The organism is Micromonospora sp. NPDC049051, assembly GCF_043197575.1.
In the GTDB taxonomy this organism is placed as follows: domain Bacteria; phylum Actinomycetota; class Actinomycetes; order Mycobacteriales; family Micromonosporaceae; genus Micromonospora.
Genome location: NZ_JBICTL010000002.1, coordinates 668,684 through 682,043, shown reverse-complemented (window position 1 = coordinate 682,043; position 13,360 = coordinate 668,684). Strand labels below are relative to the sequence as shown.

The window sequence follows — 13,360 nt, the reverse complement described above, 5'->3', positions numbered from 1 at the left end:
GTGCTGGCCGGCGCCGGTTCCGCGACGGAGTGCTACATCTGCACGGTGACCAGCGGGCTCGCCACCCCGCCGGCGTCCACCGACTGCACCTGGAACTGCTTGATGTCGACGAGCCGCGTCGACGTCGACGCCGACAGGCTCAGCTTGTCGGGACGCGCGTTGGTGCCGTACCCGGTGCCCGGCACCGACCAGGTCGAGACCACCTCGGTGCTGTTGTTGCGCCGCACCACGACGAGCCGGCACGTCCGGGGCCCGGGCAGCTTGGCGAGGATGAAGTCCACGCCCGTGCCGAACTCCTTCGACGCGACGAAGAAGGTCGCCTCGACCCCGGTGGTCGGGTCGACGACGTTGACCGGGTCGCCCTCGGGCAGCGTCCCGCCGATGTTCGGGTCGTTCGGGTCGCTGGACCTGCTGGCCGTGGGTGGCGGAACCCGTGTGGTGGCGGTCGGCTCGGCCACCACCTCAGGCGCGTCGCCGCCGACGACGCTGACGAGGCCGAGCCCGGTCAGCCCACCGAGGACCAGCACCGCGGCGGCCGTGGCGAGCAGGTGCCGGATGCGGTTGCGCCGCCGGTGGGCGCGGACCGCGACCAGCGTCCGGTCCAGCAGGGCCGGGTCGGTACGGGTCTGCTCCAGCGCGGCCATCGTCTCGCCGTCGATGTCGGAGAGCAGGCCGACGACCGGCACCATCGTCTCCAGCTCGGCGGCGCACGCCCAGCAGGTGGCGAGGTGCTCCTCGAACCGTTCCGTGTCGCGCTCGTCCAGCACGCCGAGCGCGTACGCCGCGACGTCCATGTGGTCCGCCCGGCTCATTCCGTCACCCCCCGTTCCTGCAGAGCGGTGCGCAGCGCGCGCAGCGCGTAGTAGACCCGCGACTTGGCCGTGCCGAGCGGAAGTCCCAGCTCCTCGGCCGCCTCCGGCACCGTCCGACCCCGGAAGTACGTGGCCACCAGGATCTCCCGGTGCGACTGGCTCAGCGTACGCAGCGCGTCCGCCACCGTCATCGTGCGCAGCACCCGGTCGGTGCTGTCCGCCTCGGCGAACGCCGTCAGGTCCCGGTCGTACGTCTCGGCCGGGCGGGCCTGCCCGCTGCGGTGCTCGTCGATGGCGATGCGGCGGGCCACCGTGACCAGCCACGGCCGTAGCGAACCCTGCCCCTGCGCGCCGAGCCGGTGCGCGTTGCGCCACGCCCGCAGCAGCGTCTCCTGGACGATGTCCTCCGCCCGCTGCCGGTCGCCGCCGGTGAGCCGCATGACGAACGCCAGCAGCGCCCCCGCGTGCTCGGCGTAGAGCAGCCGGATCAGCCGGTCCGAGTGACCCGCCTCGGTGGACGGTGCCGCCTGGTGGCGCCCGGGAGCGGATTTCGGCGTCACCGGCCCATTCTGGCGAGGCACCTCGCGGGCGTCGACCCCGCCGGTCGACGCCCCCGGCCGGGACTGGGACCGCGCGGACATCCAGTCCGGTCGCGCCCTGTCGCCGGGCCAACCGGCCGCCGCCACCGCATGCATGCAGACCTCCGCGTGTCCGATGACATCGGCCGTCCCCCCGCGCGGGCACGGCCGCCCGGTGGTACGCGGTGCCCGGGCCAACGGATCAACGGTGGACGGAAAAGATTCCGGTCAACGGCGGACGGAGAAGATTCCGGGCGGCGGCGGGGTGGAGTCGGTGGCGTCCGCGTCGTGGACCACCGCCGCGCCGCCCGCGAAGCGGTCGAGTTCCTCGCCGGCCAGCACGCGCCCGGGAAACCAGTCCCCGGCGGCCCGCCGGGTCAGCTCCGGCACCGGCGGCTCGATCCGGCCGGCCACCAGCACCAGGTTGCCGTAACGACGCCCGCGCAGCACCGCCGCGTCGCCGACGAGGCAGGCCCGGGGCAGCACCGACCGGAGGGTGGCGACCTGCGCCCGGGCGTGGCGCAGCGGCGGGCCGTCGGCGACGTTCGCCAGGTGGAAGCCGGCGGGACGCAGCACGCGGGCCACCTCGGCGGCGTACTCCACCGAGGTCAGGTGGGCCGGCGTCCGGGCACCGGCGAAGACGTCGGCGACCACGACGTCGTAGCTGGCGTCCCGGCTGGCGGCGAGCACCGCGCGGGCGTCGGCCACCCGCACCTTGAGCCGTGGGTCCGACGGCCACGGCAGGGCACGGCGGACCAGCTCCACCAGCGCGCCGTCCACCTCGACCACCCGCTGTGTGGAGCCGGGCCGGCTGGCCGCCACGTAGCGGGGCAGGGTCAACGCGCCCCCGCCGAGGTGCAGCACCCGCAGCGGCGCGCCGGCCGGGGCCAGCAGGTCGATCGCGGCGGCGAGGCGCCGGACGTACTCGAACTCCAGGTGCGTGGGATCGGTCAGGTCCACGTGCGACTGCGGGGCGCCGTCGAGCAGCAGCGTCCACGACCCCGGCCGGTCCGGATCGGGCACCAGCTCGGCCTGGCCGGTGTCCACCTGCGCGGCCACCGTGTCGGCCGCCCGTCTGCGGCCCATCAGCGCCGGGCCCGGGCGGCGGTGGTGAGCACCCGGTGCAGCAGCCGCGCGTCGCCGAGCAGCGCGCGCAGCCGGCGTTCCAGGCCGGCGATCGGGATCAGGTTCTGTGGCGCGCGCGGGTCCTTGTAGGGGGTGGAGGCGAACCGGGGCAGCGTGACCAGCGACAGGTCGGCCAGGCTGACCGCCTCGTCGACGCTCAGCTCGGCGGAGCACTCCACCCGGACGATGCCCGCCCACGGCGCGCCGAGGGCCACCGGCAGCCGCAGGTACCACGACCAGCCGCCCCAGGCCGTGCCGAGCTTGAACACCGGGGAACGCTCGCCGGCGGCCAAGCCGGTGACCACGGCGGTGAGCCGGGCGTCGAGGTAGTGGCGATGCTGCGCCTTGACGTAGCCGAGGGTGCGCGGCAGCTGCCGCCGGTTGCGCAGCGGGCCGTCCACCACCAGCAGGTCGCCGTCCGTGCGGGCCGCCCCCGAGACCTCCACCTCCAGCGCCGTCAGCGGCCCCTGCACGGCGGCGGGGAGCTTGTTCAGTTCGCCCGTGCCGCTGACCCGGTGCACCGGGTAGCGGACGCTGCCCGCCACCACGTCCACGGCGGAGGGACTGGCGGTGAACAGCCCCCGACCCACCCGCGCGCCGGCCAGCTGCGCCGCGCCGCGCTCCAGGTCGCAGCGGACCACCCCGGCGGCGTACGACGCGGCGAGGCCGGGGAAGGACGCGCCGTCCTCCTCGGCCGTCCACACGCTCGCGTCGATGCGGCGTACGCCGTCGACGAGCAGCACCACGTCGGGGGCGCGGACGCCCGCGCGGGGCCCGATCGCCCGCCAGTCGACCGCCGGCAGCTCGGCGTCCGGGTCGACCTGGGCGCTGCTCTGCGCGGCGGGACCGTCGCCGGCCGCCTCGAGCGAGGCGCCGTACGCCGGATCCCAGGCGTCGACGAAGAACCGGGGGTCGGTCACCGCAGCGATCCTTCCGTCGCGGGCGCCGGGGCGCCGCGGCGGGCCCCGCTCACCGGCCGGTCCGCTCGACGCGGGCCGACCGGGCGTCCTTGCTGACCTCGTAGCGGACCGGGATGCGTTCGGCCAGGGCCGGCACGTGGGTGACCACCCCGACCATCCGGTCGCCCCGGGCGGCCAGGCTCTCCAGCGTGGCGGCCACCGTGTCGAGGGTGGCCGCGTCGAGCGTGCCGAAGCCCTCGTCGAGCACGATCGACTCCAGGCTCGCCGCCGTGGTGGACATCCCGGCGAGCTGTTCGGACAGCGCCAGCGCCAGCGCCAGCGACGCCTGGAAGGTCTCGCCGCCCGACAGGGTCCGCACGCCCCGGCGCAGCCCCGCGTCGTGGTGGTCGACCACGAAGAACTCGCCCTTGTCGTGCACCAGGTCGTACTGCCCGCCGGAGAGTTCCCGCAGGATGCCCGAGGCGCCGTCGACCAGCAGGTCAAGCGCCTCGGCGAGCAGCCACCGCTCGAAGTTGTTGGCCCGCAGGTGGCTCGCGAGCGACCGCGCCACCTGCGCCTCGCGCTCGTAGCCGGCCCGCTGGTCGCGTAGGCCACCGGCCTGTTCCCGGCGCCGCTCAAGCTCGCGCAGGTCGGCCTCGGCCCGCTGGAGGGCGCGGTCGGTGACGCGCAGCGGATCGTCGGTGGGCGGTAGCCCGGCGGCGGCCAGGACGCCCGCGATGCGCTCGCCGACGCCGGCGGCGACCGCCTCGGCCTGCGCGACCGCCTCGGCCCGCCCGGCCCGCTCCGCGCGGCGGCGCTGCGCCTCCTCCCCGGCCCATCCGGTCAGGGCGGCCCACGCCGCCCCCAGGTCCTCCCGGTCGGCCGTCGGCGGCCCGAACCGGGCCAGCCCGTCGCGCGTGGCGTCGAACGCCCGCCAGGTCGCCCGCAGTCGCTCCTCGGCGGCGTCCACCGCCGCCCGGGCCCGCCGGGCGGCGTCCCGGCCGGCCCGCACCGCCGCGGCCGACTCCTCCAGCGCCCGGCGCAGCCGCGCGTGGTCGTCCAGCTCGCGGCGCAGCACCGCCGGCTCGGCCGCCCCGGCCAGCTGGTCGTCCAGCTCCGCCAGCCGGGCCTGCACCTGGTCCTGCCGGGCCCGCGCGCGCAGCAGCACCCGTTCCAGCTCCCGGGCCGCGCCGTCGCGCTCCTGCACCACCGACTGGGCGGCCTTGCTGGCGGCCCGCGCCGCCCGTCCCGCCGCCGTCGCGGCGGCCACCGCCGAGTCGGCCGGCACCGCCGGCACCGTCGCGACGGTCTGCTCGCAGACCGGGCAGGTCGCCCCGTCGCGCAGGTGCGCGCGCAACGCCACCGCCTGGTCGGTCGCCTTCGCCTCCTCGTGGGCGCGGAAGGCCGCCTCCAGCTCCGCCTCGGCCCGGTCGGCCGCCGCCCGCGACTCGGCCAGCGCCGCCACGGCCGCGCCGTGCTCGGCCTGCGCCCCGGTCACCGCCGCGCGGACCGCCGCCGCCTCGCCGGCCAGCTTCTCCCGGTCGGTGTACGCCCGCAACAGCAGCCGCAGCGCGCTCTCGTCACCGGCGGCGGCCAGCTCGCCGCGCAGCTTCTCCTCCCGCTCCTCGGCCAGCGACACCGCCGTCGCCGCCTCGTCCGCGCCGGCCCGCGCCGACGCGACCGCCCGGGCCACCTCCGCCACCCCGTCCGGGGCCCGCACGGCGGCCAGCACCGCCAGGTCGGCGTCGAGCGCCGCCAGCGCCGCGCCCGCCTCCCGCGCCGTCGCCCGGGCCGCCTCCAGCTCCGGTACGGCGCCCGCCACCGCCTCGGCCAGCTCCCGCATCCGGTCGACCCGCCCGGTCGCCGCCGCCAGCGCGTCGTCGTCGACGCCGGTGAGCCCGGCGAGCGCCTGGTCGACCGCCTCCAGCTTCGCCTCGGCCTGCACGGCCCGCGCGGTCGCCTTCTTCTGCACGTCCTCGTAGACGCCGAGGCCCAGCAGGTTGACCAGGATCTGCTGCCGGGTGGCCGGCTTGGCGTGCAGGAAGTCCGCGAACTGCCCCTGCGGCAGCACCACGCAGCTGGTGAACTGCTCGTACGGCAGCCCGACCGCCTCCAGCACCGCCTGCTCCATCTCGGCGGGGGTGCCGGCCACCACCTCGCCGAGGTCGTCGGGGCTCAGCCCGGTGTCGAGTTTGGTCACGTCGAAGCCGGCCGGCATCAGCTGCAACCCGGCGTTCGCCGTCTTGACGTTGCCCCGGCCGTCGCGGCGGACCACCCGGGTCGCCACGTAACGGGACCCGGCGGACTCGAAGACCAGCCGGACCCGCGCCTCGGCGGCCGACGGCGCCAGGGCGTTGGCCAGGCCCCGGGCCCCACCCCAGCGGGGCACCGTGCCGTAGAGGGCGAAACAGATGGCGTCGAGCACCGTCGACTTGCCGGAGCCGGTCGGCCCCACCAGCGCGAAGAAGTCGGCGTCGGTGAAGTCGACGGTGGTCTCGTCGCGGAAGACGGTGAAGCCCGCCATGTCCAGCCGCATCGGCCGCATCAGTGCTCGACCTCCTCGAAGAGCTCGTCGAAGAGCTCCCGCACCCCGTCGTCGGTGTGCCCCCGGCTGTCGAGGTAGTCGGCGAAGAGCTGCCGGGGCGAACGGCCGGCCCGCTGCGCCACCCGGGCGCCGCTGCCCGGGGCGGGCACCAGCTCCGGGTCGATCCGGATCTCCAGGGCCTGCGGGAGCAGCTCCTGCACCTCCTCGCGCAGGCCCGCGCGCGGCTGCTCGCGCACGTACACGCGCAGCCAGGCGTCCGGCACCTGCATCTCGGCGAGCTGGGCCAGGGTGCCCCGGACCGTACGCAGCGTGGTGGCGGCGGTCACCGGCACCTCGCGTACCTGCGCCGCCGTGGTCGCGGTGACCTCGACGACGGTCACCGACGGCACGTTCTCCTGCTCGCCGAAGTCGACCGCGAGCGGGCTGCCGCTGTAGCGGATCGGGCAGGGGCCCTGGACCCGCTGCGAGCGGTGCAGGTGGCCCAGCGCCACGTAGTGCGCCGTGCCCGGGAAGACGGTCGCGGGCACCGCGTAGCCCAGTACGGTGTGCGCGTCGCGCTCCCCGCCGCCGGTCGTAGCGCCGACCACGGTCAGGTGGGCGGTGACGAGGTGCACCCGGCCGGGCTCGGTGAAGCTCTCGGTGAGCCGGCCCAGCACCCGGCCCAGGTGGTCGGCGTAGGTCTGGGTGGTCTCGGCGGCGGTCAGCTCGTACATCTCCACCGCGCGGATGGCGTAGCGCTGGGAGAGGAACGGCAGCGCGGCCAGCCGCCAGCGCTCGCCGCCGGCGGTGGTGCCGTCGATGACGTGCTCGTCGGGGTTGTCCCGGACCCCGCCGCGCAGGGTGATCCCGGCGGCCTCGGCCCACGGCCGCAGCGCGTCGAGAGCCTGGCCGTTGTCGTGGTTGCCGCCGATGGCCACCACGTCGGCGCCCGTGCGGCGCAACGCCGTCAGCGCCCGGGTGACCAGCCGGGTGGCCTCCGGCGTCGGGGCGGCGGTGTCGTAGAGGTCACCGGCGACGATGACCAGGTCGGGCGCCTCGGCGCGGGCGACGTCGATCACGCCGGCCAGGACCCGCTTGTGCTCCTCGGCCCGCGACTGCCCCTTGAGGACCTTGCCGACGTGCCAGTCGGAGGTGTGCAGGATCTTCACGGGTTGCCTCCTGCCCCTAGAACGGGATGTCGTCGTCGCTGGCGCCGCCACCGGAGCCGACGACCGCGAACGGGTCGACGGACTGGGTGAGCGACCGGAGCGTCTCGGACGGGGCGCGGCCGGCCTCGGAGACCCGGGTGGCCCAGGCGGGGAACGGGAACTCCAGGCAGAGCGGCACCGGGATGTCGGGCTGGTTGACGAACATCGTGCCCGGCTTGGCCAGCAGCGCGCGCTGCCGCTGGGCGGGCGGCAGGAAGCCGTATTCGGGGCGGGACGCCTCGGCCGGGTCGAGCCGGCCCACCACCCGGATCGCCGAGTTGGTGACGATGCGCCGTTCCACCTCGCTCGCCGTCTGCTGGGCGCCGACCAGGATCACCCCGAGCGAGCGGCCCCGCTCGGCGATGTCGAGCAGCACCTCCTTGATGGGGGAGGAGCCCTCGCGGGGGGCGTACTTGTTGAGCTCGTCGAGCACCACGAAGAGCAGCGGCTTGGCGGTGCCGGCCTTCTCCTTGCGCTCGAACTCGCTCTTGAGCGTCACGCCGACCACGAACCGCTGCGCGCGGTCGGGGAGGTTGTGCAGGTCGACGACGGTGACCTGGGCGCTCTCGGCGGTGTTGATGCTGTGCGGGCGGCGGGTGGCCAGGTCGCCCCGGATCAGCCGGGACAGATCCTTCTTGCTGCCGATCAACCGCCGGGCGAACGCGTTGACCGTGCCCAGGCCGACGGCGCTGCCGGCCCAGTCGGAGCGGGTCTCGTCGTCGTTGAGCTGCTCGACGACGTGGTCGACCAGGTCGGCGTACGAGCCGAGCCGCACCCCGTCGATGCTGATGCCGCCGTCGGCGGCCTGCGCGTGCCGGGCCAGGTGGGCGGTGACCGAGTGCACCACCATCGTGTACTGCTGGCGTTCGTCGTCGGCGTCGGCGAACACGTAGGGCAGCAGGCGGTCGGCGCAGAACTCGCTCAGCGTCCAGTAGAAGCTGTCCACCCCGGTGAGGCGGCTGCTCACGTCGGGCGTGCCGGAGGAGTCGCCCACCCGGGGCGGGGCGTAGACCCGCACGTCCGGGAACGCCCCGGCGGCCAGGCCGAGCTTCGCGTACGCGGCGCGGGTGGGGTCGTCCAGCCGGGTGTTGGGATGGTCGAGGAAGAGCAGGTCCTCGCCCTTGACGTTGAAGATGAGCGCCTTGGCGTTGACGGCGTCGCCGCCCAGCACCCCCGAGCGGAAGACCGAGTAGAGCAGGAAGGTGGCGAAGCTCGTCTTCGTGGCGACCCCGGAGATGCCGGAGATCGACACGTGCGCGCCCCGGCTGCCGTCGAGGAAGTCGGCGTTGAGGTAGACCGGCACGCCGTCGCGGCCCATGCCCATCGGGATGCGCCGCTCCATCCGGTCGAAGTGCAGCGCGCGGGCCCGGGCGTCGCCCTCGGCGCGGTGCACCACGGCGCCGGGCGACGGCGGTACGTAGAGCTCCGGGTCGACGCGGGTCGTGGTGACCTCGGCCGCCTCCTGCACCTGCGCGGGCAGCGTGCCGTCGGCGATGGCGAAGACGTCGGAGTCGAACTGGGCGCCCTCGTGCCGGGCGCGGACCTGGGTGACCACCCCGGCGATCGTCACCGGCTCGCGGTCCGGCAGCTCCCGCCGGGTCACCACGACGTCGTCGAGCTGGAGGTAGCTGTCGGGGGAGACCGCCGTCCAGAACTGCAGGGGGGTGGCGTCGGCGGTGCCCAGCACCCGGCCGACCACCTCGCCCGGGCCGTCGAACCCGTCGTCAGTCATCGGGCAACTCCGGTCGGCTGGTCGTCACGGTCGGGGCACACGCCCTGCATCCTGCCCGAGGAGTACGACAGGTCGCCACGCGACGCGGCGGAAGCCACGCCGCCGCCGCGGCCCTCAGCCGCAGGGTGTCCGGCCGGCCACGGTCGGTCGCGTCGTCAGTCGCGCGCGTAACGGAGCATGAGCGTGCCGTCGGCGGCGGCGAGCACGTGCCGTAACGGCAGGTGGCGCACCTCGCTGGCGGCGCCGGCGGTGATCCGCCCCGGGCCCGCCCCGGCGAGCAGCGGGGCGACGGTGAGGCAGACCTCGTCCACCAGGTCGGCGGCGGTGAGCGCGCCGAACAGCAGCGGGCCGCCCTCGCAGAGCAGCTGGCCGAGACCGCGGCGGCGCAACTCGGCCAGGCCCGCCGCGAGGTCGACCCCGTCGCCGCCGCAGCGCACCACGTCGGCGACCTCCGCCAGGCCGGGCGGCGCCACGGCGTCGGCCCGGGTGAGCACCACGGGCCGCACCGGCGCGTCGGCGAACGCGGCCTGCGCCGGGTCGAGCCCCAGCGAGCCGGAGACGACGACCAGCGTCGGGTACTCGGACAGGCCGTGCTCGCGGCGCCACGCCCGGCGCCGCGCGTCGAGGCGCACCGCCCGGTAGCCCTCGTGCCGCAGCGTGCCGGCGGCGACGACCAGGGCGTCGCAGAGCATGCGCAGCAGCCCGAACACGCGCTTGTCGGGCTCGCCCGAGAGGCCCGCCGAGTAGCCGTCGACGGAGACGCCGCCGTCGATGCTGGTCACGAAGTTCATCCGCAGGTGGGGGCGGTCGGCGCGGCCGTAGCGCGCGGTGAGCGCGGCGTCGTCGAGCGGGTGCGCCGAGGGTTGCGGCCAGAGCGCCGAAATCGGGATTCCGACGCTCATTCGCCGGCCGGACCGGTGACCGGAGGGGTGGGTCGGGGGGTACGGTGCTGGCAGTCGCACCAGTTGCGCCCCGGACAGTCGTCGTGCCGCCTGGCCCGGCACGCTCGGCAGATCATGCCCGCAGCCTATGCCGAGGAAGGATGGGACAACATGCCGCGTCAGATCTTCCAGCTGAAGATTTCCCTGGCCGGGGTCCGGCCGGCCGTCTGGCGTCGGGTGCTCGTCCCGGGCGGCTACACCCTGGACCGCCTGCACCGGGTGGTGCAGCACGCCATGGGCTGGCGGGACTGCCACCTGCACTCGTTCGAGATCGACGGCCGCCAGTACGGCGAGCCGGACCCCGACGGCGAGCTGGCCCTGCACGACGAGCTGGACGTCCGGCTCGACGCGGTCGTCGGCAAGGGCAGCCGCTTCCACTACACGTACGACTTCGGCGACTGGTGGGAGCACGACCTCGTGGTGGAGGACGCCTTCACGGCCGATCCGGACGAGCGCTACCCGTCCTGCTCCGACGGCGAGCGGGCGTGCCCGCCGGAGGGCGTCGGCGGCCCGGCCGGCTACCAGGCGCTGCTGGCCGTGCTGGCCGACCCGGGGCATCCCGACCACCACGAGTCGAGGGGCTGGGTGGGCGACTTCTTCGACCCGGCCGCCTTCGACGCGCGCCGCGCCGGCACCCTGCTGCGCCGCTTCTGCTGACCCGCTCCGTCCCGTAGCCGGCCGGCCCGCTGCCTGCCGCCCCGGCGCCTCCCGGCCGGTCGCCTCCCGGCCCGTCGCCTTCCGGCGGGCTGGTCGCGCAGGCCGGCCATCCGGCACTCGTCTCCTCACCCCCCGTTCGCCGCTGTCCGGCGGTGTGGCGGACCGCACATGCGGTAACGATCTGGGAACGCTCCCATAGGCCTATTGACACTCCCGACACCTGCCGGCAACCTCATGGGAGCGCTCCCGCGAACGTGGCACGACTCACCCGCGCCCCGTTCCCGGTCGTCGACCTCCGGCCCGCCGGTGACGACAGCGCGCACGGCACCCCCCACCACACCCAGTCAGCCTCACCACCGAAAGAGGGGTCTCCGATGAGCCTCACCACGCGGCGCACCCGCATGGCGGCTGCCGCCCTCGCCGCGATCACCGCCATCGGCGGTCTCGCGGCCTGCGGCAAGGACGACGACGCGCCCGCGGCCGGCGAGAAGCCCGCCAAGCTGGTCGTCGACACGTTCGGCGAGTTCGGGTACGACGAGATCATCAAGCAGTACGAGAAGGACACCGGCATCAAGGTCGAGCTGCGCAAGACCGCCCAGCTCAACGAGTACCGGCCGAAGATCGTCCGGGCGCTGGCCACCGGCAAGGGCGCGGCCGACGTGGTCGCCCTCGAAGAGGGCATCCTCAACGAGTTCAAGGCCAACCCGGCCAACTGGGCCGACCTCGCCCCGCTGGTCGCCGACCACAGCAAGGACTACCTGCCCTGGAAGTGGGAGCTGGGCAAGGCGCCCGACGGCCGGCTGATCGGCCTGCCGACCGACGTCGGCAGCCTCGCCGTCTGCTACCGCCGGGACCTCTTCGAGGCGGCCAAGCTGCCGGTCGAGCGGGACCAGGTCGCGGCCCTCTGGCCCGACTGGAACGCCTTCATCGAGACCGGTAAGAAGTACCGCACCGCCACCGGCAAGGGCCTGCTCGACTCGGTCACCACCGCCGCCAGCGCCGTCATGTTCCAGCAGGGCGGCGACCTGTTCTACGACAAGGACGACAACGTCGTCGCCGACAAGAGCGCGGCGGTGAAGGCGTCCTGGGACACCGCGGTGGCGATGGCCGACGCCAACATCACCGCCGAGACGGCCACCTGGTCCCCGGAGTGGTCGGCCGGCTTCAAGCAGGGCACCTTCGCGGCGACCTTCTGCCCGTCCTGGATGCTCGGCATCGTCGCGGACAACTCCGGCCCGCAGAACAAGGGCAAGTGGGACGTCGCCCCGGTGCCCGGCGGCGCCGGCAACTGGGGTGGCTCCTGGCTCGGCGTCCCGACCCAGAGCAAGTACCCCAAGGAGGCGGCGAAGCTCGCCGAGTACCTGACCAACGCGCAGAGCCAGGTGGCCGCGTTCAAGCTCAAGGGCCCGCTGCCGACCAACCTCGAGGCGCTGAAGAACCCGGAGTTCCTCGGCTACACCAACGAGTACTTCAACAACGCGCCGACCGGCAAGATCTTCGGTGAGAGCGTCGCCAAGATCCAGCCGCTGCACCTCGGTCCGAAGCACCAGGCGGTGAAGGAGAACGCGTTCGAGCCGGCGCTTCGCTCGTACGAACAGGGACAGGCCACGAAGGACAAGGCCTGGGAGCAGTTCGCCAAGGACGCCAAGACGCAGGGCGCCTTCTGACCCACCTCGTCGCCAGGTGGCGCCCGGGTCCTCACACACCCGGGCGCCACCGGCGCCGTCCCCGTTCCGTCCCCGGACGCCATCGGCGCCGTCCCGTTTTCGCGTAAGAGCGCCTGGGCGTCGGCGCGCGCCCGTACCGACGCCGGGAAAGGACCCCACATGAGCGAGCACAGCGAGCGAACCAGCCAGCCCAGCACCGATGAGCCTCGTGCCGGCGCCGACCGCAGGGAGGCGACGGCATGAGCCTCTCGGCCACGACGGCGCCGCCGTCGCCCGCCGCAAAGCCACCCCGCCCGCCCGCGCGGCGCCGGTCCAGGTCGCACTCGCTGACCCGGCTGGACCTGAAGTACTCGCCGTACCTCTACATCGCGCCGTTCTTCGTCGTCTTCGGCATCTTCGGGCTCTACCCGATGCTGCGGACCGCCTGGATGTCCCTGCACGACTGGAACCTGATCGGCGACCACAGCTTCATCGGGCTCGACAACTACGCCGCCCTGGTCAAGGACGAGTACTTCTGGAACGCCACCCTCAACACCTTCGGCATCTTCCTGCTCTCGACCATCCCGCAGCTGCTGCTCGCCCTGTTCCTGGCGAACCTGCTCAACCGCACCTTCCTGCGCGCGCGCACGCTGTTCCGGATGGCGATCTTCATGCCGAACGTGGTCTCGGTGGCCGCCGTGGCGATCGTCTTCGGCATGCTCTTCCAGCGCGACTTCGGCGTGATCAACTGGCTGCTGAGCTTCGTCGGGATCGACGCGGTCGACTGGGACGCCGAGCGCTGGAGCTCCTGGACCGCCATCGCCTCGATGGTCAACTGGCGGTGGACCGGCTACAACACCCTGATCCTGCTCGCCGGCATGCAGGCCATCCCGCGCGACCTGTACGAGGCGGCGGCGCTCGACGGGGCCAGCCAGTGGAAGCAGTTCTGGCGCATCACCCTGCCGATGCTCACGCCGACCTTCGTCTTCGTGGTGATCCTCTCCACGATCGGCGGGCTCCAGCTCTTCACCGAGCCGCTCGTCTTCGCCAACGGCAACATCATCGGCGGTGACCAGCGCGAGTTCCAGACCCTGGCCATGTACATGTACGAGCTGGGCATCGAGAACCTCAACACCGCCGGCTACGGCGCCGCGGTCGCCTGGGCGATGTTCCTGATGATCGCCCTCGTCTCGGGGATCAACTTCCTGCTCGTCCGCCGCACGGTGAAGTGAGGAACG

11 protein-coding genes are annotated in these 13,360 nt (G+C 74.3%); 3 read left to right on the top strand and 8 right to left on the bottom strand.

Features of this window, described 5'->3' with window-relative positions:
• Positions 1-32: 32 nt before the first annotated feature.
• The 8 genes from ACGFIR_RS10295 to ACGFIR_RS10260 all read right to left on the bottom strand — a co-directional run bounded on the left by ACGFIR_RS10295 (position 33) and on the right by ACGFIR_RS10260 (position 9,780).
• Complete coding sequence (locus tag ACGFIR_RS10295) at positions 33-812, bottom strand: anti-sigma factor family protein (protein ID WP_393003990.1); 780 nt, start codon at positions 810-812, stop codon at positions 33-35.
• A complete protein-coding gene (locus ACGFIR_RS10290) occupies positions 809-1,507 on the bottom strand; it encodes a sigma-70 family RNA polymerase sigma factor (RefSeq protein WP_393003988.1) in 699 nt (232 codons plus the stop codon). The genes ACGFIR_RS10295 and ACGFIR_RS10290 overlap by 4 nt, the downstream gene beginning before the upstream one ends.
• A gap of 111 nt (positions 1,508-1,618) precedes the next feature.
• Complete coding sequence (locus ACGFIR_RS10285; protein WP_393003986.1) at positions 1,619-2,476, bottom strand: spermidine synthase; 858 nt, start codon at positions 2,474-2,476, stop codon at positions 1,619-1,621.
• Positions 2,476-3,435 carry a hypothetical protein gene (locus ACGFIR_RS10280; protein ID WP_393003984.1) on the bottom strand — a complete coding sequence of 320 codons (960 nt, stop codon included), beginning with the start codon at positions 3,433-3,435 and terminating at the stop codon, positions 2,476-2,478. The genes ACGFIR_RS10285 and ACGFIR_RS10280 overlap by 1 nt, the downstream gene beginning before the upstream one ends.
• A gap of 49 nt (positions 3,436-3,484) precedes the next feature.
• The gene (locus ACGFIR_RS10275; RefSeq protein WP_393003982.1) at positions 3,485-5,959 is read right to left on the bottom strand and encodes an AAA family ATPase; all 2,475 of its coding nucleotides are present in this window, start codon (positions 5,957-5,959) and stop codon (positions 3,485-3,487) included.
• Positions 5,959-7,107 (bottom strand): exonuclease SbcCD subunit D, encoded by a 1,149-nt coding sequence (locus ACGFIR_RS10270; RefSeq protein ID WP_393144392.1) that lies wholly within the window; start codon positions 7,105-7,107, stop codon positions 5,959-5,961. Before ACGFIR_RS10270 ends, ACGFIR_RS10275 begins: the two co-directional genes overlap by 1 nt.
• 16 nt (positions 7,108-7,123) lie before the next feature.
• On the bottom strand, positions 7,124-8,878 hold the full coding sequence (locus ACGFIR_RS10265; protein ID WP_393144390.1) for an ATP-binding protein: 1,755 nt from the start codon (positions 8,876-8,878) through the stop codon (positions 7,124-7,126).
• Positions 8,879-9,033: 155 nt separating this feature from the next.
• Positions 9,034-9,780: a pyrimidine reductase family protein gene (locus ACGFIR_RS10260; protein ID WP_393144388.1), complete on the bottom strand. Its 747-nt coding sequence runs from the start codon at positions 9,778-9,780 to the stop codon at positions 9,034-9,036.
• Between the two features lie 150 nt (positions 9,781-9,930).
• On the opposite strand from ACGFIR_RS10260, the gene ACGFIR_RS10255 reads away from it, so the two are divergent.
• The 3 genes from ACGFIR_RS10255 to ACGFIR_RS10245 all read left to right on the top strand — a co-directional run bounded on the left by ACGFIR_RS10255 (position 9,931) and on the right by ACGFIR_RS10245 (position 13,354).
• Positions 9,931-10,476, top strand: coding sequence for a plasmid pRiA4b ORF-3 family protein (locus ACGFIR_RS10255; protein ID WP_393004691.1), 546 nt, complete (start codon positions 9,931-9,933; stop codon positions 10,474-10,476).
• Between the two features lie 374 nt (positions 10,477-10,850).
• Positions 10,851-12,143, top strand: a complete 1,293-nt coding sequence (locus ACGFIR_RS10250) for an ABC transporter substrate-binding protein (RefSeq protein ID WP_393003974.1) — start codon at positions 10,851-10,853, stop codon at positions 12,141-12,143.
• A gap of 239 nt (positions 12,144-12,382) precedes the next feature.
• Complete coding sequence (locus ACGFIR_RS10245; RefSeq protein ID WP_393003972.1) at positions 12,383-13,354, top strand: carbohydrate ABC transporter permease; 972 nt, start codon at positions 12,383-12,385, stop codon at positions 13,352-13,354.
• Positions 13,355-13,360: the final 6 nt, after the last annotated feature.

Coding starts and splice junctions, on each gene's coding strand:
- ACGFIR_RS10295 (WP_393003990.1), bottom strand. CDS start 812: ATGAGCCGGGCGGACCACATGGACGTCGCGGCGTACGCGCTCGGCGTG.
- ACGFIR_RS10290 (WP_393003988.1), bottom strand. CDS start 1,507: ATGCATGCGGTGGCGGCGGCCGGTTGGCCCGGCGACAGGGCGCGACCG.
- ACGFIR_RS10285 (WP_393003986.1), bottom strand. CDS start 2,476: ATGGGCCGCAGACGGGCGGCCGACACGGTGGCCGCGCAGGTGGACACC.
- ACGFIR_RS10275 (WP_393003982.1), bottom strand. CDS start 5,959: ATGCGGCCGATGCGGCTGGACATGGCGGGCTTCACCGTCTTCCGCGAC.
- ACGFIR_RS10265 (WP_393144390.1), bottom strand. CDS start 8,878: ATGACTGACGACGGGTTCGACGGCCCGGGCGAGGTGGTCGGCCGGGTG.
- ACGFIR_RS10260 (WP_393144388.1), bottom strand. CDS start 9,780: ATGAGCGTCGGAATCCCGATTTCGGCGCTCTGGCCGCAACCCTCGGCG.
- ACGFIR_RS10255 (WP_393004691.1), top strand. CDS start 9,931: ATGCCGCGTCAGATCTTCCAGCTGAAGATTTCCCTGGCCGGGGTCCGG.
- ACGFIR_RS10250 (WP_393003974.1), top strand. CDS start 10,851: ATGAGCCTCACCACGCGGCGCACCCGCATGGCGGCTGCCGCCCTCGCC.
- ACGFIR_RS10245 (WP_393003972.1), top strand. CDS start 12,383: ATGAGCCTCTCGGCCACGACGGCGCCGCCGTCGCCCGCCGCAAAGCCA.